This window comes from Limosilactobacillus mucosae, from assembly GCF_046939755.1.
GTDB classification, from domain to species: domain Bacteria; phylum Bacillota; class Bacilli; order Lactobacillales; family Lactobacillaceae; genus Limosilactobacillus; species Limosilactobacillus mucosae_A.
Genome location: NZ_JBKZAY010000002.1, coordinates 139702 through 164339 on the forward strand (window position 1 = coordinate 139702; position 24638 = coordinate 164339).

A 24638-nucleotide genomic window follows, 5' to 3' on the forward strand; every position below is an offset into this window, starting at 1 on the left:
AAAATGGCTTGTCGTGCTTAGAAGCGACAAGCCATTTTTGAATTTTTGCTCTATTTTGGCATAAATGATAATGGCTATCGAAAATTAACGCGCCACCTGCAGATAGCCAAGTCTATAATAATAAGTAGGAATGAAATCGTTTTCGAAAAAAGGAGTGGATATTTAGAGGGGACGGCGATCGCAATGACGAATTCAAAGGTACGGGATAATCAATTAAGTTTTGCCGGGCTGGTCGCGATCTGTGTCAGTGCCATGATTGGTTCGGCGATTTTTGATCTGCCTAAAAACATGGCGACGGTTGCGGGGGCGACAGCGCAGATGCTGGCCTGGATTACGACAGGGATTGGCATGTGGCTGATTGCTGAGGTCTTTATGATTCTAAGTGCCGTAAAGCCTGATTTGACGGCCGGTATGTATGACTATGGCGTGAAGGGCTTTGGTCCGTTTGTCGGCTTTTTGACCGCGTGGGGATATTTTGTTTCCAACTGTGCGACCAATGCAGCGTTCGCGGTGCTGGTCATGAACACGCTCAACTACTTTTTCCCAGGGACGTTTGCGGGCGGCAACAATTGGCCGTCGATGATCGGGGCCTCGCTTTTGACTTGGGGGATGACGGGGCTGACGTTAAAAGGCACTAAGTCTTCCAACCGGATGCAAAAAATTGCCATGATTTTCTTAATGATCGTAATCACCGTCTTGATCGTATCCTTAATGGGCAACTTCAGCTGGCAGAAATTCACGACGGACATGCAGGCCAACGTGGTAATGCCATCCGTACATAATCTGAATCTGGGCAGCGTATCAAAGCAGACGCTGGCAACGATGATGGTTACGCTGTGGATGTTTAGCGGCATTGAAGGAGCAGCGGTCATGGCAGGCCGAGCCAAAAAGCGCAGCCAGGTCAAAATGGCCACGCTGGTCGGTTTTTTAATCTGCATTACGATCGATATTTTGATCAGTCTGCTGTCGCTGGGGGTCTTCTCATATGGTCAGTTGATGCGGCTGGCCTCGCCTTCAACGGCTGCGATTCTGACCAGCATCTGGCATAACGTCTGGGGCCGTAATATCATCAGTCTGACCTTGATTTTAACGGTGCTGGCCAGCTGGATCTCTTGGCTGGAAATGATCTGTGAGCTGCCGCAGCACGCCGCCGTCCAGGATGGGACGTTCCCGCGGGCCTTTGCCAAAACCAACGCCAACGATCAGCCGGTGTTTGCTATTTTGGTGGCCACGGTAACGATTCAAGCGATTATTCTCATGGCGCACTTTGACGGCCAGGCCTATGAAAAGCTGCTTTTAATCAGCGCGGCGACGACGATTCCGCCCTATCTGGTTGCCGAGGCCTACTTGTTTAAGATTGCCATGCATCATGAATATAGCGGCAAGCACAACCCGAAGCGGGGGATGATCATCGCGGGCCTGGCCTTTGTCTACACGCTTTTAATGGGCGTTTCGGCGGGCTTAAAGTATACCGTGGCCGAATTCATCGTCTACCTGGTGGGCATGCCGATGTATCTGTATGCGCGTCGTCAGCATGGTCAACAAATCTTTACGCATGCGGAAAAGATTTTGGCCGCCGTGATTGTCGTCATCGCGGTTTTGGGAATTGACGTTTTGATGGGGCTGATCAGACAGCCGTTTATGACGCTGCTTTCCTTAGGTCATTAAAAATAAAAAGCTTTGCGTGAACCTCATGCAAAGCTTTTTTGATTCAGTTAGGCAAAATAGTCCAGACCCATAGCGTGACGGACTTCAGCCAGCGTTTGGTTGGCTACTTCATTGGCGTCGGCACAGCCTTGCTTGAGCATGTCGTAGACGGCTGGAATGTCTTTGGCAAATTCGGCGCGGCGCTCGCGAATTGGCTTGAGCTCGTTGTTTAAGACCTCAAACAAGTAGCGCTTGATCTTAACGTCGCCCAGACCGCCAGCTTGATATTGTTCCTTTAATTCCTGCACCTTTTCCTTATCGGGATCAAAGATGTCCAGGTAGGTAAAGACCACGTTGCCTTCAATATGGCCAGGATCTTCAACGTGAATGTGGGTTGGATCGGTGTACATGGACATGACCTTCTTTTGCAGTGTTTTTTCATCATCGCTCAAGTAAATGGCGTTGCCCAAAGACTTGCTCATCTTGGCGTTGCCGTCCAGACCAGGAATTCGCCCTTGGCCTTTGGGTGGGAAAATCCCCTTTGGCTCAACCAGAATGTCGCCATAGATATTATTGAATGAACGGACGATTTCCCGTGCCTGTTCCATCATTGGCTCTTGGTCATCGCCAACTGGTACCAGCTCACACTTAAATGCCGTGATATCAGCGGTTTGGCTGACAGGATAGGTTAAAAAGCCGGCCGGAATTGAACGGTTAAAGTTCTTTTGCTGAATCTCAGCCTTAACGGTTGGGTTGCGTTCGAGCCGTGATAGCGTAACCAGGTTCAAGTAGTACATGTTGAGCTCGGATAAAGCAGGAATCTGTGATTGAATGTATATCGTTGACTTGGCTGGGTCCAAACCGACTGCCAGATAGTCTAAGGCGACTTGAATCAGACTATTGTGGATCTTTTCGGGATCGCGGGCATTATCGGTCAAAGCCTGCTGATCGGCAATCATGATGAACATGTTATAGTTGCCGCTGTTTTGCATTCGCACGCGTTCCTTTAGTGAGCCAACGTAATGGCCAATGTGCAGCTTACCGGTTGGCCGGTCGCCGCTTAAAACGACTTTTTTGCTGGGATCAAACTTCATAAGAAAAACTCCTTTCAGCACCAAAAAAGACCGCCCTCTCCAAATGAGAATAGGACGATCTTTGCCGCGGTGCCACCTAATTTAGGGGAAAGCCCCTCACTTAAATGCTTTTGATTCAGTTGTTGGCACCGCTCCATTTCGCTTAGCCGTGACTCCTCTCAGCGTTTGGAATCTCTCTGTTAGTGGCCGTACTACTATCGCACCGTGCATGATAACTATATTATAACGCAAAACCAGCGGCTGGGGGCAACTACTTCTTCACCCGTGCCAGCCAGTAGCGCTTCTTACCCTTGCGGACGATCACGAACTTGCCGTCAAAATGCATGCTTGGATCGATTTCAGCATTTTCGTCCGTGATCTGTTCGCCGTTGATGCGGATGGCGCCGTTTTTAACGTCTTCGCGGGCCTGACGACGGGAAGGCTCGATCTTGGTGTCGTCAACCAGCCACAGGATAATGTTCTGTTTTTGGTCGGCAACCTCAACGGATGGCATGTTCTTGAAGCCTTGTTCGATCTCGCTGGCGGACAGTTGGGCAACGTCGCCGGAGAACAGGGCTGCCGTAATGCGTTCGGCTTCTGCAACGGCTTTTTCACCGTGCACGAACTTGGTAACCTCGCGTGCCAGCGTCTTTTGGGCCTCGCGCTTCCATGGCTCGGTCTTGACTTTTTCGGCCAGGGCATCGATTTCTTCTTTGCTCAGGAAAGTGAAGTACTTCAGGTATTTAACAACGTCGCGGTCATCTTGGTTGATCCAGAATTGGTAGAACTCGTATGGCGTCGTCTTTTCTGGATCCAGCCAGACGACACCGCCCGCCGTCTTGCCAAACTTGGTCCCGTCAGATTTAAGCATCAGCGGAATCGTCAGACCAAACGCTTTGGCATCAGGGCCTTCAATCTTATGGATCAGATCAATCCCAGAAGTAATGTTGCCCCATTGATCAGCCCCGCCAATCTGCAGGTGAACGTCATTATGCCGGTAGAGGTGCAAAAAGTCGATGGACTGCAGGATCTGGTAGGTGAACTCGGTGTAGGAGATCCCGGTTTCCAAACGGCTGGCTACGACTTCCTTGTTCAGCATCGTATTCACACTGAACAGCTTGCCGTAGTCGCGCAGAAAGTCGATCATGCTCAATTTGGACAGCCAGTCGTAGTTGTTGACGATGGTGAAGTTTTCCGTCCCAAACAGCTTAATCATCTGGTTGGTCAGGGCCTTAACGTTGTGCTCCAGCTGAGATTCCGTCTGTAGGGTCCGCTCGGTTTTGCGCCCGGATGGATCCCCAATCGCACCGGTCCCGCCCCCGATGATGATAACGGGATGGTGACCGGCCAGCTGGAATCGCTTCAGCATCATAAACGGAATCAGGTGGCCAATGTGCAGACTGTCGCCGGTTGGATCGGTCCCGCAGTAGAGGCCGATCTTTTCGTTTTCCGTCAGTTCGCGCAGGCCTTCTTCGTCCGTTACCTGATTAACGGCCCCGCGCCAGGTCAGTTCATCAATAATATTCATTTAAATACCTCCAAAAATGTCATGAGGAACGAAAAACGTCCCAGAACCGCTCACCGGCTCTGGGACGAATTGCTCGTGGTACCACCCATCTTCGTGCATGACGCACCTCATTGGTTTCAGTTCAGCGACGTTGCTGCAGGATTGTAATTCGCCAAACGACTGTGTACCGGGTTTCAGCTGGGCCGGTTTTCTGTGAACAGGGAGTCGCTGCCTACTGAGTTCCTGCGCGTCTTAGTTAGGGGTATTTAAACATGAATTTGTGCAAAAAGTCAAGTCGCTTAAAAATGTTAAATCGACAGCGGTTTCAAAATTAAAAGTTAACAGTTGCCAAAAAACTGGTTAATTGAATTTTAGATTTACTTAATTAAGTTTTTTGGAATAGTTACATTCTTTAATTAATTATAATGGCCTTACAATATTAATTGTTCATGGTTTTGACATGATTATATTTCTTTTTATATTAAAAAGGTGATAAAGTATTCAGTACGCGAATATTAGTAAATGGTTAAAAAATAAGTAAAAAGGAGTGAGGAATTTGAAGAAGTCATGGTGGCAACGCACAATTATCAGCTGCGCGGTAATGCTGATGACAACGTTCGCTGGATTATTTGTCAACAAGCAGGTGGCGCATGCCGAACAGACATACACGATCGGAGTTGTCGACACCTTTGCTCCCTTTGAAATTCAAAACAAGCAAGGGACCTATACCGGTAAAAATCCCGGAATTGAGCCTGAAATGATTCGTATGATTGCCAAGCACGAGCATTTCAAGTATCAATACAAAATCATGAGCTTTAACGCCATTCTGCAGGCCCTGGATTCCGGTCAGATTGATGCCGGTATGGGTGGGATGAGCGTTACCGACGAACGAAAGGCCAAAATCGACTTTTCAACTTCCTACTATAAAGATGGGATCGTCATGGCGGTCGGCAAAAATAGCAAGATCACTAAGATGAGCCAGCTTAAGGGCAAGACGGTTGACGTTAAGTCTGGGGCTGCTGGTGCCTTGTACGCTGAATCCATCAAGGACAAGTATGGCTTTAAGATCAAGTACTTTACGACTTCCAATGCAATGTGGAATGACGTTAAGAGCGGTAACGGGGCAGCTACGTTTGATGACGGTCCGGTTCTGCAATACGGAATTCGCAATGGTATGCCTTTGAAGATCGTTACTAAACAGATTAATGCCACGCCAATCGCAATCGGCTTTAAGAAAGGTCAGAACAAAGAACTGCAGGCTAAGATCAACGATGGGATCAAATGGATGCAAAAGACGGGCCGGATGCAAAAGCTGATTGACAAGTACACGAAAGGCAGCGGTACGAAGACTGAAAGCAGCAAGGACCGGACGATCTTTGGGCTGATCAGAAACAACCGCAAAGCCTTGCTGACTGGTCTTTGGGAAACGATTAAGCTGACAATCATTGGTTCGCTGTGCGCATTGTTATTTGGTTTGGTATTAGGTGTTATGGGCATTGCGGAAGGCAAGTTCTGGAAGGGCCTTTCCAGCACGATTATCTACATCTTCCGTGGGATTCCAATGATGGTTTTGGCCTTCTTTATCTACATCGGGCTGCCAAACGTAATTGGCCAAAAGATTCCGCTGTTTACGGCCGGGGTCTTGACTTTGATGCTCGATGAAGGGGCCTATGTTGGTGCCATTGTCCGGGGTGGCTTTGAAGCCGTTGACGTTGGTCAGTGGGAAGCTGCTCGCAGTCTGGGGCTGCCATACTCCAAGGCGCTGGTTAAGGTTATCGCGCCACAAGGTTTGAAGATCATGGTGCCATCTTTGGTTAACCAATTGATCATTACGCTGAAGGATACCTCGATTCTTTCAGCAATTGGGGTCATGGAACTGACGCAGACCGGGACCGTCATCATCGCCCGTAACATGGAAGGGTTCAAGATGTGGCTGATCATCGCCGTAATATATATGATTATCATTACGCTGCTGACGTGGCTGTCGAATTACGTTCAAAAGAGAATGGAGGCATAGCATGGACAAGCAATACAAGGTACAAGTCAAGGACCTTCACAAGAGCTATGGCGAAAATGAGGTCTTAAAAGGGATCGATCTAGCCATTAAGCCAAGTGAGGTTGTCTGCATGATTGGGCCTTCTGGTTCGGGGAAGAGTACGTTTCTGCGCTGCCTGAACCGCTTGGAAGTGCCAAACAGCGGTCATATCTATATTGATGGCTACGACATTGCCGACCCGAAGACTGACATCAACCTGGTGCGGCAAAACATCGGGATGGTGTTCCAACACTTCAATCTGTTCCCTAACATGTCAGTGATTGATAACATCACGCTGGCACCTGTGGAACTGAAGAAGATGAGCAAGGAAGAAGCCCACGAAGCTGCCTTGCACTATTTGGACATCGTTGGTTTGAAAGAAAAAGCCAATGTTAATCCACGGACGCTTTCTGGTGGGCAAAAGCAGCGGGTGGCGATTGCGCGTGCTTTGGCGATGAAGCCAGACGTGATGCTGTTTGACGAACCAACCAGTGCCCTTGACCCAGAAATGGTTGGTGATGTATTGGGCGTTATGCAGGACTTGGCCAAAGAAGGAATGACCATGATGGTTGTGACCCACGAAATGGGCTTTGCCAAGCGGGTGGCTGATCGCGTGGTATTCTTCCATGATGGCAAAATCCGCGAAGATGGTACGCCAGAACAAATTTTTGACCATCCACAGCACCCGGATACCCAGAATTTCCTTAACAAAGTGCTGAACGTATAGTGATTTGTTCGAGATTTCTTGATTTAGGATTTGACAAACGTTATAAAATCGCTATAATGATTAGTAACTTTTAATTATTGGTCGATTTACAGAGACCCGCTGCTCAGCTGCAAGCACGGGATCGATCTTATGGCATCAACGTTGAAATGAAGGGTGGTTCCTCTATCGACTGCTAGAGCGGCGGACATATAAGATGTCTGCAAGATGGGTGGAACCGCGTTGAAAAACGTCCCTGACACAAGTTAGTGTCAGGGACGTTTTTGTTTGCGTCAGCGTTGCCGCCCTCCTGTACAGGAATGTTTGTCATTGAGAGTTTTACAGGAGAGAAAGTATGGATGAACAACAAGAGCAAAAACTATCACGGGCGCTGAAAAGTCGTCATATCACGATGATTGCCATTGGTGGGGCAATCGGGACCGGACTGTTCTTAGGTTCGGGGACGGCTATTCACGCCGCGGGTCCTTCGATCATTTTGTCTTACCTGATCGTGGGGATCTTCTGCTTCTTTATGATGCGGGCCTTAGGTGAATTAATCCTGGCCGATACTACCAAGCACTCGTTTATTGATTCAGTTAAGGAATATCTGGGCGACCGGATGGAATTTGTGGCCGGCTGGACATACTGGTCTTGTTGGCTGAGTCTGGCAATGGCCGACTTGACCGCGACCGGGATCTACCTGCGCTACTGGTTCCCTAATCTGCCACAATGGGTTGGGCCGTTGGTTATTATCGTCTTATTGATGCTGGTCAACATGATTAACGTTGGCTTGTTTGGTGAAATGGAGAGCTGGTTTGCAATGATCAAGGTGGTTGCAATCCTGGCACTGATCGTAATCGGTTTGGTGATGGTCTTTATTCACTTCCCAGTCAAGGGTTCTGACCCAGCCTCATTTAGCAATCTGTGGTCGCACGGCGGTTTCTTCCCGAAAGGCATCCTCGGCTTTTTGATGAGTTTCCAAATGGTGGTCTTTGCGTTTGTCGGAATTGAAATGGTTGGTCTGACGGCTGGGGAAACCAAGGATCCCAACAACGACATTCCTAAGGCAATCAACACGCTGCCAGTACGGATTGGATTGTTCTACATTGGCTCGATGATTGCTATGATGTCCGTTTACCCATGGAACATGATCAAGACGACTTCCAGCCCATTTGTTCAGCTGTTCCAAGCCGTGGGAATTCCAGGGGCGGCTGCAATCTTGAATTTCGTGGTTTTGACGGCGGCAATGTCAGCAACCAACAGTTCAATTTTTAGTACCAGTCGATCACTGTACGCTTTGGCAACTGGTCATAACGCACCGCAAAAGTTTGCCAAGCTGAGCAATCAAGCTGTACCAAACAATGCATTGCAGTTCTCGTCATTGATTTTATTTATCGTTGTTATCTTGAACTACATCATGCCAGCCGGAATCTTTAACATTGTTTCGGGGGTCTCAACGATCAACTTTGTCTTTGTCTGGCTGATTATCTTGTGGTGCCACATCGTCTACCGTCAAAAGCATCCTAAAGGCGTGGCTGCTTTCAACATGCCAGGTTTCCCATTAACCAGCTGGCTGACGATTATCTTCTTTATTGCCATTTTGGTAATTCTGTTCTTTGTTAAGTCAACTCGTTTGCCATTGCTGATCAGTTTTGTCTGGTTTATCGCGCTGTTTGTTGGCTATACGGTCGTTGATAAACGTAAGCAGGCTAAAGATTAAAAAGATTTTATACCAAATCAAAAAGCCTGTTTAGATCATTTGATTTAAACGAAAAAAATTGGAAAATCGTATAATTAAGATAGCGCTTCCATTGCTTTAACGGCGCGGTTTAAGTTGACTTTTAGATGTGATGATTTTATAATAAAAGCATGGAAGAAACCTCATCCGTTGCAAATGTAAATGTATTCAGCAATCGCCTTTAATTTGGGCGATGGCAGCATAACACACCCCACATCACACAATAAATTGAATTTCCTGAAGAAAGCTTGTTAACTAACTAAATTAGTGGCCGTATCTAATGTACAACCTTATTTGAGAACGTCGACAATCGAAGTTGCATGAGATCTCTTGGCATAAAGAGACCAGATCTAAGTAAGCAAGGTAAATAATCGAGTTTTGATATTAAGTATGGCAACGGCAAGCGCTTCTTCCCCGAGGCCTGGTGAATGTTCACCGGGCCTTTTGTTTTGTACTTTTGTCGTAGCAGGCGTTTGAAATCCGTTGCCAAAGCCGGTAAACTGACAGCAACAGCAAGCCGATTTTGGCCATGATGCTAGAAGAACATTTACAGAAAGAAAAGCTGCGTGAAGGGCGGGGGAAGATGACAGAAACAGGTAAGATCGGCAAGTATGAATTGACGGCTCTGATTGTCGGCGCGACGATTGGTTCGGGAATCTTTGGCGTTAACAGCGATCTGGCCCAGGCCGCGGCACCGGGACCGGCCATCCTGGGTTGGGTGATCGTTGGTCTGGGCGTGTGGTGTTTGATTGCCGCGCTGAATCATCTCTTGCGCCGCTACCCCAGGCAGGACGCCGGAATTTTCGCGTACGCGGGAATTGCGTTTGGACCCCTGGGCGAATTTATTTCCGGCTGGGCATACTGGCTGGCTTCTTGGCTGGGCAACCTGGCCTTTGCCACGATTGCGATGAGCGCTTTAGGAACTTTCTGGCCGATCTTGCAAGGTGGTCAGAACCTGCCGTCGATTCTGCTGGCCATATTTTTGACAATCGGCTTTACCGTAATCGTCAGCTATGGCGTTGCGGCTACCGCGCTGCTCAATTTGATCGGCACGATTGCTAAACTGGTACCATTGCTGATCTTCACCATCATGGCTGCAATCGCTTTTCATTGGCCGACGTTTGCCAACAACTTCTGGGGCCCGGCTGCGCAATCTTCACGTCCAATCCTGGCAGTCGCTGATCAGGTCAAGGACTCGATCATGGTGATGATGTGGCTGTTTATGGGCGTCGAAAGTGCCTCGGTCATGGCGCACCGGGCTAAGCGACAGCGGGATGCCGTCATGGCTTCATTTGGCGGCTGGCTGCTTTTGCTGATCATTTACCTGCTGATCTCGCTGCTGCCGTATGGCGTGATGACGCGTGCTCAGTTGGCGGGAGCAGCGCAGCCGGCGATGGGCACGATTCTCGGTCAGTTGGTTGGACCATGGGGCGCGGCTTTGATCAGTCTGGGATTGCTTGTTTCGGTGCTGGTGGCCTGGCTTTCATGGACGATGCTGCCGGCGGAGGCGTTTTTGATGATGACCAAAGACCAGGTGCTGCCGCGATCGTTTGGCAGGCTTAATTCGCATCATGCTCCGACGACCGCGCTTTGGTCAACGGCGATCGTGCAGTGCCTGTTTCTGTGCTCATTGCTGTTTACGACCTATGCTTATCGGTTTGCCTACACGCTGGGGACGGCCGCGGGACTGATCGTCTATTTCTTTGTCGGACTGGCGCAGATTAAAGATGGCTGGCAGCAGCACGATTATGGTCAATTAGCGATTGGCATGCTGCTGACGATCTTTGAGCTGTTGTCAATGACTTTGGCTGGCTGGCGGCAGGTGATGATTTTGTCGCTGAGTCTGTTGCCGGGATTTCTGCTGTATTGGCAGGCGCGGCATAGTCGGCGGCTTCGGCTTACCAAAAACGAATGGCTAGCGATGGGCTTGATCAGTATTTTGGCAGTTGTTTCGTTGATTTTGATTTTGAACGGCACGATTCCAATCGAATAGGGGGAAATTTTTATGGTTGAGATTGCTCCATTTGGCGTGGAAGCCTGGTTGAACAAATGGGAAAAAAGCGCCCGCTACGATATTTCGCAAAGCACGATCGCTTCATTGACGATGGACGAGCTGATGAATCTGGATGGTCATCATGGCGCGGAGTTTTATGAGATGCTTAATGCCCAAAAGATGAACTACGGCTGGATTGAAGGCTCCCCCAGCTTTAAGACTGAAGTTGCCAAGCTCTATCGCCACGTGGATCCGCACAATATTCTGCAGACCAATGGCGCGACCGGAGCAAATCTTTTAGCGCTCTATAGTCTGGTGGAACCCGGCGACCATGTGATTGCTGAATATCCTTCCTATCAGCAGCTCTATGACATTCCGAAATCATTGGGCGCGAAGGTTGACTACTGGCAGATTCATGAAGATGCTGATTGGTACCCAGACATTGAAGAGCTCAAGTTACTGATGCGGCCTGATACCAAGCTGATCTGTCTCAATAACGCCAATAACCCGACTGGAACCGTTTTGGATCAAGAATTTCTGCAGCAGGTGGTTGATCTGGCAGCCCAGGTTGGCGCCTATATCCTGGTTGATGAGGTGTATCTGCCATTGGATCAGCCAGCAAAGTTCATATCAATCGTGGATCTGTACGACAAAGGGATTGCCACCAACTCGCTTTCCAAGACTTATTCAGTGCCTGGTATTCGGATTGGCTGGACGGCTGCCAGTGCCGAACTGACTGAGCGTTTCCGCAAGTATCGCGATTATACGATGATTTGCGGCGGGGTCTTTAACGACTTAATGGCCACCTACGTCCTGCGCCATAAAAAACAGGTCTTAGCGCGCAATCGCAAGCTGGTCATGAGCAATCTGCAAATCTATCAAGCGTGGATTGAAAAAGAGCCGCGCGCCAGCGTGGTGATGCCACAAGCCGTTTCGACATCATTTCCTAAGCTGGACGTACCGGTTGACATTCATCAGTTCTGTGAGCAGCTGTTGGCTGACCAGGGCGTATTACTGGTACCGGGGGACGCGTTTGATACGCCGGGACACGTCAGATTGGGCTACTGCGCGCCGCAGGTAACGCTAACAGAAGGGCTGAAACGACTTTCACTGGCTTTACATCAATACGACTGATTAACAGCTTTGTTCAATTTTAAACGATTGCATTTTTCACTAACTACCGTTGTTTTGAAAATCAAAGCGATTTCAGTGTGGTATACTAAAGATCCTTGGCAGGGGCAGCGAGGCTGATTACTACTTAATTGTAAGTGGTTACAGTCTCGCTTTTATTTTGCATTATCAAATGGTCTATAAAAAAACAGATGAAGTTTTAAACGTTTTACCGAAGAAATCAGAAAAAAGTTTGTGAAATTTAAATCACACTTCTTTAACATTTTTTTAAGTTTTGCCTTGTTTTAAAACGATTTACTTACGAACATTACTGATAACGGTTTCATAGTTTCACAAAGTTGGGAAATGTATGCGGTTTACAGTTTTACAAAAGATGGGTATATTATTATGGCACGCAAGATTTTCTCAGTTCGACTGCAATTATTCCGCTATTCTGAGATACTGAGAAACTGCGATTGAGAAAAAAGTTAGATTCAGTTTTTAAGAAAGGTGTTATATCCATGTATCTTGCAATTAACATTCTTGGGTTGCTGGTCTTCTTGGGTATCGGTTTTCTGTTCTCTAAGGACAAAAAAGCGATCAACTGGAAGGCTGTTGCCATCATGGTTGTTTTGAACCTGTTGCTGGCTTGGTTCCTGACTGGCTCTGCTGCAGGTCGTGCCGGTGTTAAGGCGGCTGCTGACGGCTTTACTTGGATCGTCAACATTTCTGCCAAGGGTACGGTTTTTGCTCTGGGTGCCTGGTACAATGTTAAGAACCTGAACTTCATCTGTTCTTCATTGATGCCAATCTTGATGATCGTTCCAATGTTTGACATTCTGACTTACATTGGTTTCCTGCCATGGATCATCAAGTGGATCGGTAAAGGCCTGTCATTTATTACGGGTCAGCCAAAGTTCGAATCGTTCTTTGCCGTTGAAATGATGTTCTTAGGTAACACGGAAGTTCTGGCAATTTCCGGGATGCAAATTCGTAAGCTGACCAAGGCTCGTAACCTGACCATCGCTATGATGTCCATGAGCTGTGTTACGGCTTCAATCCTGGGTGCTTACATCCAAATGATGCCTGGTCAATTTATCCTGACTGCCGTTCCAATCAACATTGTTAACTCACTGATCGCTACCAGCCTGCTGAACCCAGTTACGGTTACTGAAGCTGAAGACACGATCGAAAAAGTTGGCAATACTGATGACGGTAAGAAAGAACCATTCTTCAGCTTCCTGGGCGACTCCATCCTGGGTGCCGGCAAGCTGATCCTGATCATCATTGCTAACGTTGTTGCTTTCGTTGCTCTGGCTGCCCTGATCGATGCCATCTTGGCTCTGTTCTGGAAGCAATTGTCTTTGGAAAGCATCCTGGGTGTGATCATGTTCCCATTTGCTTGGCTGATGGGTCTGCCAGTTCACCAAGCATGGATGCTGTCGCAAGACATGGGCATGAAGCTGGTTACGAACGAATTCGTTGTTATGGGTGAAGTTACGGGCAAGATTGCTTCCTACCCACACCACCTGCAAGCCGTTCTGACCACGTTCGTTACTTCCTTTGCCAACTTCGGTACGCTTGGTATGATCATTGGTTGTTTCAAGGGTATCGCCGACAAGGAAACCAACGACTACATTGCCGAAAACATTGGCTACCTGCTGCTGTCTGGTATCTTGGTATCACTGCTGTCTGCTGCCTTTGTTGGTCTGTTCGTTTGGTAAGATCTACGACTGCATACGCCTAACGCGTTTTGCCAGTCAAAAGGGGCTGGCCGTCCATTCCGGTTGGCCCTTTTGTTTCCCAGAAAAGTAAAAGCGCTTACTGACGCTTGATTGTAATTTTAAGGAGGAATTCCTGATGACAACGAAGATTATTATGGACACTGATCCTGGTATTGATGACGCAGCTGCTTTGACCATGGCAATCAACAGCCCAGAACTTGACTTGAAGCTGATTACGGCGGTTGCTGGTAACGTTTCAGTTGACAAGACGACGGCCAATGCCTTGAAGATCGTTAACTTCTTTGGCAAGCAAGGCGAGATTCCGGTTGCGGAAGGGGCCAAGGAACCTTTGATCAAGCCATTTGAAGACGCAGCGCGGATCCACGGTGCTTCGGGGATGGAAGGCTACGACTTTGGCAATGACTACGGTGCCCCAATTGAAAAGAGCGCCGTGCAAGCCCTGCGTGATGCTATTATGGCTGAAGATGAAATTACGCTAGTGCCAACTGGTTCCTACACCAACATTGCGCTGCTGTTCAAGGAATTCCCAGAAGTTAAGAGCCACATCAAGCAAATCGTTGCGATGGGTGGTTCCCTGACTGGCGGTAACATGACCAGCGTTGCCGAATTCAACGTCTTCACTGATCCTCACGCGGCTGAGATCATGTACAAGTCCGGCGTGCCAATCGTAACGGTTGGTCTGGACGTTACGCTGAAGGCCTTGCTGACGCAGGACAGTCTGAACGCCATCAAGGACATGAACGAGACTGGTAAGATGCTTTATGGTTTGATCAGCCACTACAACGACGTCAGCGCTGAAACTGGCGGTCATCCAATGCACGACGTCAACACGATCTTCTACCTGCTGCACCCTGAAGCATTTACGACCAAGGATGTCTGGATCGACATTCAAACTGATGGTCCGGCAATTGGTGCCATGGTTGGCGACATTCGTGGTGCTTACCACGATGGCAAGACCAACGCCAAGGTATGTGTTGACATCGACGCTGAAGCCTTTAACAAGTGGTTTGTTGAAGAAGTCAGCAAGATGCGCTAAAACCAAATAATCATCTGAAGGCTGACCAGTTTTCAGATCAAAAGCCGATTGATTCGCCAAACGCGATTCAACCGGCTTTTTGTGTATCTTGAAATGATTCGATAGCGTTGCTGGACACGAGAATGACAGCGGGTTTATCCGGCTGACGCGCCGGCATTTAAAAATCCGCTGGAAATCGTGGGATTGCTTGAAACAACGGCTTTTTTGGGGTAAAGTAATGGAGTATGTGAAACATCTTCCTGTTTCACAAAGGAGGGTTTATGACACCGGAAGAATTTCGACGGGCATTGCAGGATCACGGCATAGAACTGACTGATTCTCAGATGACCCAATTTGCGATTTATTATGAGGATCTGGTGGCCACTAATGAACATGTCAATCTGACGGCCATTACGGATCAAAAAGAAGTATATCTCAAGCATTTTTATGACTCGCTGACGGGGGCGCTGGCCGAACCGCGTCTGCAGACTGAAGCATTAACGCTTTGCGATATTGGCGCGGGGGCCGGCTTTCCTTCGCTGCCGCTGAAGATTGCCTTTCCACAGCTCAAGATTACGATCGTGGATTCACTGAACAAGCGGATCAACTTTTTGGCCGATCTGGTTGCCAAGCTGGGCTTAACCGACGTCAAGCTGATTCATGATCGGGCGGAGACCTTCAGTGCCAAAAAGAGCCCATATCGTGAAAGTTTTGACGTGGTCACGGCGCGGGCAGTGGCTCGACTGGCGGTTTTAAGCGAGCTGTGCCTGCCAGCGGTCAAGGTCGGCGGCGAGTTCATCGCCTACAAGGCTAGCGCTGCTAAAGACGAGCTCCAAAAGGGCGGTCAGGCGGTCAAGGTATTGGGCGGCCAGGTTGAGCACACCACCAAGCTGACCTTGCCTGATACGGATGAGGAACGCAATCTGATTGTAATTGAAAAAGTAGCCGCCACGCCGAAAAAATACCCCCGGCGGCCAGGACTGCCCAACAAGCAGCCAATTGAGTAGAAAAGAGGATTGAGACATGGCATTTTCACTGTTTGGCCTGGGCAAGCACCAAGGAACCGCCAGCGAAACCAAAAATCAAGTCGTTGAGATTCCGGTTGCTGCCATCGTGCCCAACCAATACCAGCCCCGGAAGGTTTTTGACCAAACTGAGATTCAAGAGCTGGCCCAGACGATCAGCGAGCATGGTCTGCTGCAGCCGATCGTCGTGCGGGAATTTCGACCAGGCGAATATGAGATCATTGCCGGTGAGCGGCGATTTAGAGCCGTTAAACTGTTGCAATGGGAAAAAATTCCGGCGATCGTTGAAAAAATGACCGACGCCGAATCAGCTTCCTTAGCGCTGATTGAAAACCTGCAGCGGGCCCAGCTGAGTCCGGTTGAAGAAGCACAGGCCTATAAGCAATTGATGGAATTCAACCATCTGACCCAGGCAACGCTGGCCAAGGGAATGGGCAAGAGCCAGTCGTTTGTTGCCAATAAATTACGGCTCTTGAAGCTGATCAAGCCCGTTCAAAACGCGATTTTGGATGGCCGGATTACCGAGCGTCACGGCCGGGCCCTGCTGAGTCTGGATGAGGATCAGCAGCGCATGATTTTAATGGAGATCGTCAACCAGCATTGGAACGTTCGCCAGACTGAAGATGCCGTGGCTAAGCTATTGGGCAGGCCAACCAACGCGGAAAAGGCGGCGCAGGCAAAAGCCGCTGCCAGCGAGAGCGATGCGGCTGCCTTGGCAACTGAAAATGAAGCCGCGACTGAACCAGTTGCCAAAAAGTCCGCTAAGCAGAAACGGGCCAAGAAAAAACAGCCCAAGTCAATCAAGGTCAGTGATCCGCGGATTGCCGTCAACACGATCAAGCACTCCATTAAGCTGGTCAAGGACAGCGGCGTGGCAGCTAAGGTCAGTGAAAAAGACACGGCCGATTCCTATGAGATTACCATTCGCATTCCGAAGCATTAAAGGAAGGACTGGCGAAATATGGCAAAAAAACGTGGCTTTAGTCTCGCGGCGCTGTTTGGCGATAATGATGCCAAGCAAGACCACGAACAAAGCGTAGAAGAAATTGAACTAACGGCGATTCGGCCCAATCCATACCAGCCGCGCCGTACTTTTGATCCGGCAGCGCTGCAGGAATTAGCGGCTTCAATCAAAGAATCCGGTGTCTTTCAGCCAATCATTCTGCGACAGCCAGATCCAGAGCTGAATCGTTATGAGATCATTGCTGGCGAGCGACGCTTCCGAGCTTCCAAACTGGCTGGCAAAACAACGATTCCCGCGATCGTACGGACAATGAGCGACTCGCAGATGATGGAGGTTGCCGTCTTAGAAAACCTGCAGCGCGAGGATTTGACGCCATTGGAAGAAGCACAGGCCTATCAATCACTGATGGACCGCCTGCAGCTGACTCAGGCTCAGGTCGCTGAAAAACTGGGCAAGAGCCGACCTTACATCGCCAACTATCTGCGACTGCTGGGACTGCCGCAGCCGGTCAAGGACATGCTGGAGGATCACCGTCTGTCAATGGGGCAGGCCCGGACGCTATTGGGTCTAAAAGATGAACAGGCGTTAGTTAAGCTGGCGCAGCGCGCGATTAAGGAAAATCTGACCGTACGGCAGCTTGAGCAGCTGGTGGCTGAGCAAAATCAAGCCGTCAAGCCTGCTAAGCCCGCGAAGAAAAAGCCGACGGTCAAAAAGCCGGCCTACGTTCGTGAAGCCGAAGAACAGCTGCAGAGCCGGTTTGGCACCAAGGTCGTCATGACGGCGGGTAAACGAGGCGGCAAGGTCGAGATTCCATATGCCTCGGATGACGACCTGATGCGGATTTTGGATCTTTTGGGAGTCAAGTTCGATTAGAGAGGAGCGCTTGCGATGAAAACCTATGAACTAAACGACATTGTGCAGATGAAAAAGCAGCATCCATGCGGCACCAACCGCTGGCAGATCATCCGAACGGGGATCGACGTCAAGCTGCAGTGCACGGGCTGCGGCCATATCGTGATGATGTCGCGGCAAAACTTTGAAAAGCATCTCAAAAAGGTGCTGGAACACGCCGAAAACGAAGCAGACTAATTAAAAAGGAGCAATCATTTCATGTCTTTAACTGCAGGTATCGTGGGACTGCCAAACGTCGGCAAGTCCACGCTGTTTAACGCTATTACCAAGGCTGGTGCCGAAATGGCCAACTACCCATTTGCCACGATTGAACCTAACGTGGGGATGGTGGAAGTGCCAGACAAGCGCTTGGAACGAATTCAAGAACTGATTCCCGCCAAAAAGATCGTGCCAACCACGTTTGAGTTCACCGACATTGCTGGGATCGTCAAGGGGGCCTCAAAAGGTGAAGGCCTGGGGAACCAATTTTTGGAAAACATCCGGCAGACCGACGCGATCGTGCATGTCGTCCGGGCCTTTGACGACACGGACATCACCAGCGTCTCTGGCAAGGTTGACCCCATCGAAGACATCGACACGATCAACCTGGAGCTGGTAATGGCCGACCTGGATGCCGTCAACAAGCGTCTGGCCAAGGTTCAACGGGCGGCTAAGGGTCGCGATAAGGAAGCCTTGGCGGAATTGGAAGTCTTAAACAAGATCAAGCCGGTTTTGGAAAATGGTCAAAGCGTGCGTTCTATTGAATTCAACGATCAAGAGCAAAAAATCGTTAAGGGCCTGTTCCTGCTGACGAGCAAGCCGGTTCTGTACGTTGCCAACATTGCTGAAGAAGACATGGCTGATCCAGATGCCAACAAGTACATGGATGCCATCAAAGAACATGTTAAAGGCGATGGCGAGGTCATTGGCGTAGCGGCAGCGGCTGAAGAACAGATTGCCGAAATGGATGAAGAAGAAAAGGCTGACTTCTTGGAAATGGAAGGCGTTGAAGAACCAGGTCTGAACCGGCTGATTCGGGCCGCCTACAAACTGCTGGGGCTGGAAACCTTCTTCACGGCGGGCGGACCAGAAACACGGGCCTGGACCTTTAAGAAAGGCACGAAGGCACCACAGGCAGCTGGTATTATTCATTCTGACTTTGAACGCGGCTTTATTCGGGCTGAAGTTATGAGCTTCGCGGACCTTGACGAGTTGGGCAGTGCGCAGGCCGTTAAGGAAGCCGGCAAGCTGCGGCTGGAAGGTAAGGATTACGTGATGCAGGACGGCGACATCGTTGAGTTCCGCTTCAACGTCTAATCATTGAATCAATTAAACAGAGAGGAAGAACATCTTGGCTGAATCAAAAGAACAACAACCACGCAATGCCGCTGCCGGTCAGCGACAAAAAGAATACGCCAAAGACCAGCGGCAAGAAACGGCGCGGGCTTTTGGCAAGCAGGGACTGACGCGCAAAAATGAAGAATTCATGTTCCAGTTAAACAAGCAGCTGGACGCGCAGGGTGCTGACCCAGCCAAAAAGCCAGCTATGCTTGAAGAAACGCTCAAGGCGCTGCAGGAAGGCCAAAAATCTGGTCAAAGCGCGCGTGGCCTGTTTGGCACGCCAACGCAGCGGGCCCACGCGCTGCTGCACCCTGAACCAACCGAAAAATCTCAGACGCAGACCTCATTAAAATTAATGGCACTGGATAACGGGATCATGTTCTTTGCCATCTTTACCTTTATGTTTGGGCTGATGGACTGGATCTCCCCACAAGCAATGAAGGTTTCCCATAACGGTAATATGGGGATTACTTCAATCATCATTGTTGCCATTACTGGGGGAATTCTGTTTGGCTGGATCGCCAAGTACATGCTGCCAGTTAAGAACGAAGCAACCGGCAAGTACGTCAAGCGGCCATTATGGGCCCGAATCGTTACGGTGGTCAGTGGTCTGATAATGTGGATTTTGATCTACATTTTGACGGCCATGATGCCCAACAGCGTCAACCCACGTCTGAATCAATGGTTCTACCTGATTCTCGGGGCAGCTGCCTTTGCGCTCGATATCTGGCTGCGGGGACGCTACCACATTACCAGCGCCTTTTCACCACGCCGTCAGCAACGGCAATAAAAATCAGCATCGCGGTTCCACGTGAAACGCGGTGCTTTTTTGAAATCGTCAGAATTTATCGTCGACAGATTTGTGGTTTGGTCCTAAAGCAGCGATTAAAAGGTGTTAAATCCGAACAATTTAAAAAATATTATTAGAATTATGTTAGAATCACGATTATTCGTTGACCAATCGCTAAAAACCTAGTAAGGTAGTAGCTAATATTTAAAGAAGGAAGTGCAGATTGATGTCGAATTGGGATACTAAGTTTGCCAAGAAGGGCTTAACGTTTGATGATGTGTTGCTGATTCCAGCGGAAAGTCATGTCTTGCCAAATGAAGTCGATTTGAGTACGCAGCTGGCAAAGAATATTAAACTGAACGTGCCATTTATCAGTGCCGGGATGGATACCGTTACTGAAAGCTCAATGGCAATTGCGATGGCCTTGCAAGGTGGGATGGGGGTCGTTCACAAGAACATGTCCATCGATGCTCAAGCCGGCGAAGTAGCCACGGTTAAGGGCGTTGAACTGCCTGCCAACTCAAACTTCAACCGCGCTGCCGTTGACGAAAACGGTCATCTGCTGGTTGCAGCTGCCGTTGGGGTTACTTCCGACACGTTCCAACGTGCTGAAGCGCTGCTGAAGGCCGGCGTTGACGCCATTGTAATCGACACGGCCCATGGTCACTCAGCTGGGGTGCTACGCAAGATTGCCGAAATTCGCGAACATTTCCCAGAAGTGACGCTGATTGCTGGTAACGTAGCAACTGGTGAAGGTACCAAGGCGCTGTTCGACGCTGGCGTTGACGTGGTTAAAGTCGGCATTGGCCCTGGCTCAATCTGCACGACGCGGGTGGTTGCCGGTGTTGGTGTTCCACAGATCACGGCAATTTACGATGCGGCTTCCGTGGCTCACGAATACGGCAAGGCCATCATTGCCGATGGTGGGATCAAGTACTCTGGTGACATCGTTAAGGCGCTGGCTGCCGGTGGAAACGCCGTAATGCTGGGTAGCATGTTTGCCGGCACGACGGAAGCCCCTGGCGAAGTCTTTGAAGAAAACGGCAAGAAGTACAAGGGCTACCGTGGCATGGGTTCCGTGGCGGCCATGGCTCAATCGCATGGCTCTTCTGACCGTTACTTCCAAGGTGGGGTCAACGAAGCCAACAAGCTGGTTCCCGAAGGTATCGAAGCCCGGGTTGAATACAAGGGCGACGTTGCTGACGTGATTTTCCAAATGGTCGGCGGTCTGCGTTCCGGGATGGGCTACGTTGGCGCCAAGGACATTCCAACCTTGATCGACAACGCTCAATTCGTTCAGATCACGAACGCTGGTCTGCGGGAATCACACCCACACGACGTTCAAATTACCAAGGCTGCGCCTAACTACAAATAATGACTAAGCCTTAACTCAAAAGCGCTGCTTAAAATTGAGCAGCGCTTTTTTGCGTTCTGAAACGTCATTTGATGGTTGTTTGATTGGCTGGTTGGCTAAATGTGTTAAGATAACAGTTAGCCAAACTTTAAAAAGGATGATTATATAATGAAGAAACTGTTCATTTTGTTGATGATTTTAGCGGCCGTTTGTTTTGTCGGGGTCTGGATCTATCAGACACAGCGACTCAAAAAGAATGCCCAGGCGGCGATCGGCAAAGGACAGGTAGTCATGAACTGGGGCTTGATTATTTTGTTTGTGATCGGCTTGGTGGGGGCATTCACCGCGCCGGGGGCTAAAACCAGTGAGCCGGCTGAACACCATCCGGCTAATGAACATGCCACCAAGGTCAGCAAGGCCCAGTCCAGCTCACAGTCAGCCGCAACCAGCAGCTCGCAGGCATCCAGTTCGTCGTCAGCGAGTTCTTCATCCTCATCGGCGAGTGCCTCATCCAGCAGTCAGCTGCAAGTTGATTTCCCGACTGACGTTTCCTTAAATAAGACTGGCGACGCGACCGTCAGTTTTAAAGCACCGGCTAACACGCAGTTTGAGATCAAAGACAGTAATAACAATGTCGTGACGACCTTAAACGGTAACGCGCAAGGGGCCGATCAAACCTATAACTTTAAAAAGCCAGGCAAATACCATATTACCGCTCATAATGGTGACCAGACCATTGATCGGGATTTGACCGTGCGTGGGATCGGCCAATAAATAATAAAATTTTTTATTGATGATCTTCATCCTATTAAATTATTTATAAAATATAAATATGTAGCGTTAACAATAGTGATAATTCGTAACCTTGCATATAAAACAATAAATCAATTTTTTGACAATCGAGGCGCAAACCCCTAGTGCGACAAGGCATGCGGGGGCTTGACGCCTTGATTTTTTTTGTTCAAGCATAGATAATTTTAAGGTATGTAGATGTAAAAATTTTTTTAAAAATGGGACTATGTAAATATGAATGAAGAATCGAATCAAAATCAACCGGTGCACCATGCGCACCATCACCACCATCATCATCACCATCGTCGGAAACGATTAGGTTTGAAGATTTTGTGGTCATTCATTGGACTTTTGGTGATTCTCGCTTTGATTTTCGCGGGGGTTGCCTGGCGAAACGTCCATGTTGCTACAGATAATATGTATAGCGAATCAGACGCCAAGACGTACCGAAATGCTGATAAGGTTCTCAAGCAGGGCAAGCCGATCAATATCCTGCTCTTGGGTACCGATACGGGGGCGCTGGGACGTGACTATAAAGGGCGAACGGATACGATCATGATGATGACGCTCAATCCGCAAAAAAAGACGACTACAATTGTCAGCCTGCCACGGGATATGAAGGTTAATCTGCCTGGCTACGCGGAATATTCACCGGCTAAGATCAACGCGGCCTATACATATGGTGGGGTTAAAGAAACCATCAATACTGTTCAAAAATACTTTAACGTGCCAATTGACTACTATGTAATGGTCAATATGGGCGGTCTGGAAAAAGCCATTAATCAGGTTGGCGGCGTCAACGTGACTTCGCCATTGACGTTTGACTATGAAGGCTACAGCTTTAAAAAGGGCCAGACGTACCACATGAATGGCGCCAAAGCCCTGGCCTTCAGTCGGATGCGCTATGATGATCCGCAAGGCGACTATGGCCGCCAAGAACGCCAGCGCCTGGTCATCACGGCTTTAATGAAGGAAGCTGCCTCATATAAGTCAGTGCTCAACCAAAAATTCTTAAATTCAATTGCTGATCAGTCCAAGACTAATCTGACGTTCAGCGACATGACGACGTTAGCCATGAAGTATCGCAAGGCCAATGGCAAAGTGGTTTCTGACCACGCGCAAGGCCATGGCGACAGTGAAGGCGGCGAGTCGTTTGAAGTCGTGCCAACCAGCGAGATGCAGCGCGTGTCGGATGAGATTCGCGATGCTCTGCAGCTTAAACACGTCAGCGTGACTGATTAAAGGAGGAAAAAAGTGGAAAACAGCAGCAACAATACGATCGATTTGCGGCGCCTGTTTAATCTGTGCCGTAAACATTTGAAGTTTTTGATTACTTGTACGATTGTTTTGGCTTTGGCCGGCTTTATCGTTTCAAAATTTATTATGACGCCGAAATACACGGCGACCACGCAATTATTGGTTAACCAAAAAAACGAAAACAACGCCAATGGTCAGGCCTACAACAACCAACAGGCCGATATTCAGGTCATCAATACCTACAAGGACATTATTACCAGTCCAGTGATCTTAAAGGAAACTAAAAAAGAACTGGCCAACCCAGTTAAGGTCATTCGCAAGGCCCAGCCAGCTAAGTACAAGACGCTGGCCGATGGGACCAAGCGGCTGGTTAGCGCGGCCAAACCAGCGAAGGTAGAACACACCGGTCAAGGCTACAGTATGACGACCAGCCAGCTGTCAGACGCGATTACGATTAAGACGCAGACCAACTCGCAGGTTTTCTCCGTCAGCGTGGAAACCGACAATCCTAAGAAGTCGGCAGCGGCCGCCAACACGATTGCGCAGGTCTTTAAAAACAGAATCAAGAAGATCATGAACGTCAACAATGTCACGATCGTCGCGCGAGCCGCAACGCCAAATAAGCCATCATCGCCTAACGTTAAGCTGTTTACGCTGGCGGGGGCCGTTTTGGGCCTTCTGCTCAGCTTTATGATCATCTTGATGCGGGATCTGATGGACACTAGTGTGCGAGACAACGACTTTATGGTTGATGAATTGGGCTTGACGAATTTGGGAACGATCACGCACATCAACTTGGATGACGGTTTCTCAATCAAGCGGCGTTCGCAAAACACGCAGACGCGTCGAGTCTAAAGGAGGGTTATGATGGGGATCTTCAAACGCAAGTCGCGAGTTGACAATAATACGATGAAAAACGGCGCTAAGCTGATCACGGTGGCTAAGCCTAAGAGCGTGGCCGCGGAACAGTTTCGGACCGTGCGAACCAACATTCACTTCATGGCCGTGGACCGACGCTTAAAGACGATTGCTTTTACCTCCGCTAACATCAGTGAAGGGAAAAGTACTGTCGCGGCCAACCTGGCGATTGTCTGGGCGCAAGAAGGCAAGAGCGTGCTGCTGATTGACGCCGACATGCGCCGCCCAACGCTCTATTCGACTTTTGATCTAACCGGTCAAGAAGGACTGTCAACGGTCTTGAGCAGTGATCAGGCAGAAGTCAATTTGAACGCTGTGATTCAGGAAAGTGGCATTGAAGGATTAGACCTGCTGCCAAGCGGGGCGGTACCGCCAAATCCAGCCGAGCTGCTGAGCTCACAACGGATGAAGGTGCTTTTGGAAGCCGTGCAGGCCCAATACGATCTGGTCGTATTAGACGTGCCGCCAATGCTGGAAGTTACCGATACGCAAACGATCGCGGGCAGCGTGGATGGCGTGGTGCTAGTCGTTCGCCAAGGTGTCACGCAAAAAGCCGGTGTGCGGCGGGCCGTAGAACTGTTGAAGATGAGTCACGCGCAGCTATTAGGCTACGTTATGAATGACGTCGTACCAGAAGATGACGCGGGCTACGGCTACGGTTATGGCTATGGCTACGGTTATGGCTATGGCTATGAAAAGGAATCGGAAAACTAGTCATATTAAAAGCAGGAAAGGTGAAT

The 24638-nt window shown here is 49.2% G+C and carries 21 protein-coding genes; 19 read left to right on the forward strand and 2 right to left on the reverse strand.

The features are described from left to right. Positions 1–183: 183 nt before the first annotated feature. Positions 184–1668: a histidine-histamine antiporter gene (gene hdcC / locus ACLUWI_RS01550; RefSeq protein WP_412145876.1), complete on the forward strand. Its 1485-nt coding sequence runs from the start codon at positions 184–186 to the stop codon at positions 1666–1668. Between the two features lie 47 nt (positions 1669–1715). On the opposite strand, the gene trpS is transcribed toward hdcC, so the two are convergent. After that, a complete protein-coding gene (trpS, locus tag ACLUWI_RS01555; protein WP_169461820.1) occupies positions 1716–2741 on the reverse strand; it encodes a tryptophan--tRNA ligase in 1026 nt (341 codons plus the stop codon). 250 nt (positions 2742–2991) lie between these two features. Beyond that, a complete protein-coding gene (tyrS, locus tag ACLUWI_RS01560; RefSeq protein WP_412145877.1) occupies positions 2992–4248 on the reverse strand; it encodes a tyrosine--tRNA ligase in 1257 nt (418 codons plus the stop codon). A gap of 580 nt (positions 4249–4828) precedes the next feature. Here tyrS and ACLUWI_RS01565 point away from each other — a divergent pair. The 18 genes from ACLUWI_RS01565 to ACLUWI_RS01650 all read left to right on the forward strand — a co-directional run bounded on the left by ACLUWI_RS01565 (position 4829) and on the right by ACLUWI_RS01650 (position 24612). Further along, entirely contained in the window at positions 4829–6244 is a 1416-nt protein-coding gene (locus ACLUWI_RS01565; protein ID WP_412145903.1) for an ABC transporter substrate-binding protein/permease, read from the forward strand. Between the two features lies 1 nt (position 6245). Further along, positions 6246–6989, forward strand: a complete 744-nt coding sequence (locus tag ACLUWI_RS01570) for an amino acid ABC transporter ATP-binding protein (RefSeq protein ID WP_412145878.1) — start codon at positions 6246–6248, stop codon at positions 6987–6989. A 331-nt stretch (positions 6990–7320) separates the two neighbouring features. Further along, entirely contained in the window at positions 7321–8685 is a 1365-nt protein-coding gene (locus ACLUWI_RS01575; RefSeq protein ID WP_412145879.1) for an amino acid permease, read from the forward strand. A gap of 601 nt (positions 8686–9286) precedes the next feature. Continuing rightward, positions 9287–10696, forward strand: a complete 1410-nt coding sequence (locus ACLUWI_RS01580) for a basic amino acid/polyamine antiporter (protein ID WP_412145904.1) — start codon at positions 9287–9289, stop codon at positions 10694–10696. A 12-nt stretch (positions 10697–10708) separates the two neighbouring features. Then, on the forward strand, positions 10709–11830 hold the full coding sequence (locus tag ACLUWI_RS01585; protein WP_412145880.1) for an aminotransferase: 1122 nt from the start codon (positions 10709–10711) through the stop codon (positions 11828–11830). 497 nt (positions 11831–12327) lie between these two features. Further along, on the forward strand, positions 12328–13530 hold the full coding sequence (locus ACLUWI_RS01590; RefSeq protein WP_412145881.1) for a NupC/NupG family nucleoside CNT transporter: 1203 nt from the start codon (positions 12328–12330) through the stop codon (positions 13528–13530). Between the two features lie 136 nt (positions 13531–13666). Beyond that, positions 13667–14587: a ribonucleoside hydrolase RihC gene (rihC, locus tag ACLUWI_RS01595; RefSeq protein WP_412145882.1), complete on the forward strand. Its 921-nt coding sequence runs from the start codon at positions 13667–13669 to the stop codon at positions 14585–14587. 260 nt (positions 14588–14847) lie between these two features. Further along, on the forward strand, positions 14848–15573 hold the full coding sequence (rsmG, locus tag ACLUWI_RS01600) for a 16S rRNA (guanine(527)-N(7))-methyltransferase RsmG (RefSeq protein ID WP_412145883.1): 726 nt from the start codon (positions 14848–14850) through the stop codon (positions 15571–15573). A 16-nt stretch (positions 15574–15589) separates the two neighbouring features. Next, the gene (locus tag ACLUWI_RS01605) at positions 15590–16534 is read left to right on the forward strand and encodes a nucleoid occlusion protein (protein ID WP_412145884.1); all 945 of its coding nucleotides are present in this window, start codon (positions 15590–15592) and stop codon (positions 16532–16534) included. Positions 16535–16552: 18 nt separating this feature from the next. Then, the gene (locus tag ACLUWI_RS01610; protein WP_412145885.1) at positions 16553–17428 is read left to right on the forward strand and encodes a ParB/RepB/Spo0J family partition protein; all 876 of its coding nucleotides are present in this window, start codon (positions 16553–16555) and stop codon (positions 17426–17428) included. Between the two features lie 15 nt (positions 17429–17443). Beyond that, entirely contained in the window at positions 17444–17644 is a 201-nt protein-coding gene (locus ACLUWI_RS01615; protein WP_006499308.1) for a DUF951 domain-containing protein, read from the forward strand. 21 nt (positions 17645–17665) lie between these two features. Further along, positions 17666–18763, forward strand: a complete 1098-nt coding sequence (gene ychF, locus ACLUWI_RS01620) for a redox-regulated ATPase YchF (protein ID WP_412145886.1) — start codon at positions 17666–17668, stop codon at positions 18761–18763. 34 nt (positions 18764–18797) lie between these two features. Then, a complete protein-coding gene (locus ACLUWI_RS01625) occupies positions 18798–19577 on the forward strand; it encodes a DUF1129 domain-containing protein (protein ID WP_412145887.1) in 780 nt (259 codons plus the stop codon). 226 nt (positions 19578–19803) lie between these two features. Continuing rightward, positions 19804–20952, forward strand: a complete 1149-nt coding sequence (gene guaB, locus ACLUWI_RS01630) for an IMP dehydrogenase (RefSeq protein ID WP_006499311.1) — start codon at positions 19804–19806, stop codon at positions 20950–20952. A gap of 147 nt (positions 20953–21099) precedes the next feature. Then, positions 21100–21705: a hypothetical protein gene (locus ACLUWI_RS01635; RefSeq protein ID WP_412145888.1), complete on the forward strand. Its 606-nt coding sequence runs from the start codon at positions 21100–21102 to the stop codon at positions 21703–21705. A gap of 252 nt (positions 21706–21957) precedes the next feature. Continuing rightward, positions 21958–22965 (forward strand): LCP family protein, encoded by a 1008-nt coding sequence (locus ACLUWI_RS01640; protein WP_412145889.1) that lies wholly within the window; start codon positions 21958–21960, stop codon positions 22963–22965. 12 nt (positions 22966–22977) lie between these two features. After that, entirely contained in the window at positions 22978–23835 is an 858-nt protein-coding gene (locus ACLUWI_RS01645; RefSeq protein ID WP_412145890.1) for a YveK family protein, read from the forward strand. A gap of 12 nt (positions 23836–23847) precedes the next feature. After that, positions 23848–24612 carry a CpsD/CapB family tyrosine-protein kinase gene (locus tag ACLUWI_RS01650; RefSeq protein WP_412145891.1) on the forward strand — a complete coding sequence of 255 codons (765 nt, stop codon included), beginning with the start codon at positions 23848–23850 and terminating at the stop codon, positions 24610–24612. Positions 24613–24638 lie beyond the last annotated feature (26 nt).

What these genes read in the sequence shown, in the direction of transcription:
- hdcC (WP_412145876.1), top strand. Translation starts at nt 184, where the DNA reads ATGACGAATTCAAAGGTACGGGATAATCAATTAAGTTTTGCCGGGCTG.
- trpS (WP_169461820.1), bottom strand. Translation starts at nt 2,741, where the DNA reads ATGAAGTTTGATCCCAGCAAAAAAGTCGTTTTAAGCGGCGACCGGCCA.
- tyrS (WP_412145877.1), bottom strand. Translation starts at nt 4,248, where the DNA reads ATGAATATTATTGATGAACTGACCTGGCGCGGGGCCGTTAATCAGGTA.
- ACLUWI_RS01565 (WP_412145903.1), top strand. Translation starts at nt 4,829, where the DNA reads ATGCTGATGACAACGTTCGCTGGATTATTTGTCAACAAGCAGGTGGCG.
- ACLUWI_RS01570 (WP_412145878.1), top strand. Translation starts at nt 6,246, where the DNA reads ATGGACAAGCAATACAAGGTACAAGTCAAGGACCTTCACAAGAGCTAT.
- ACLUWI_RS01575 (WP_412145879.1), top strand. Translation starts at nt 7,321, where the DNA reads ATGGATGAACAACAAGAGCAAAAACTATCACGGGCGCTGAAAAGTCGT.
- ACLUWI_RS01580 (WP_412145904.1), top strand. Translation starts at nt 9,287, where the DNA reads ATGACAGAAACAGGTAAGATCGGCAAGTATGAATTGACGGCTCTGATT.
- ACLUWI_RS01585 (WP_412145880.1), top strand. Translation starts at nt 10,709, where the DNA reads ATGGTTGAGATTGCTCCATTTGGCGTGGAAGCCTGGTTGAACAAATGG.
- ACLUWI_RS01590 (WP_412145881.1), top strand. Translation starts at nt 12,328, where the DNA reads ATGTATCTTGCAATTAACATTCTTGGGTTGCTGGTCTTCTTGGGTATC.
- rihC (WP_412145882.1), top strand. Translation starts at nt 13,667, where the DNA reads ATGACAACGAAGATTATTATGGACACTGATCCTGGTATTGATGACGCA.
- rsmG (WP_412145883.1), top strand. Translation starts at nt 14,848, where the DNA reads ATGACACCGGAAGAATTTCGACGGGCATTGCAGGATCACGGCATAGAA.
- ACLUWI_RS01605 (WP_412145884.1), top strand. Translation starts at nt 15,590, where the DNA reads ATGGCATTTTCACTGTTTGGCCTGGGCAAGCACCAAGGAACCGCCAGC.
- ACLUWI_RS01610 (WP_412145885.1), top strand. Translation starts at nt 16,553, where the DNA reads ATGGCAAAAAAACGTGGCTTTAGTCTCGCGGCGCTGTTTGGCGATAAT.
- ACLUWI_RS01615 (WP_006499308.1), top strand. Translation starts at nt 17,444, where the DNA reads ATGAAAACCTATGAACTAAACGACATTGTGCAGATGAAAAAGCAGCAT.
- ychF (WP_412145886.1), top strand. Translation starts at nt 17,666, where the DNA reads ATGTCTTTAACTGCAGGTATCGTGGGACTGCCAAACGTCGGCAAGTCC.
- guaB (WP_006499311.1), top strand. Translation starts at nt 19,804, where the DNA reads ATGTCGAATTGGGATACTAAGTTTGCCAAGAAGGGCTTAACGTTTGAT.
- ACLUWI_RS01635 (WP_412145888.1), top strand. Translation starts at nt 21,100, where the DNA reads ATGAAGAAACTGTTCATTTTGTTGATGATTTTAGCGGCCGTTTGTTTT.
- ACLUWI_RS01640 (WP_412145889.1), top strand. Translation starts at nt 21,958, where the DNA reads ATGAATGAAGAATCGAATCAAAATCAACCGGTGCACCATGCGCACCAT.
- ACLUWI_RS01650 (WP_412145891.1), top strand. Translation starts at nt 23,848, where the DNA reads ATGGGGATCTTCAAACGCAAGTCGCGAGTTGACAATAATACGATGAAA.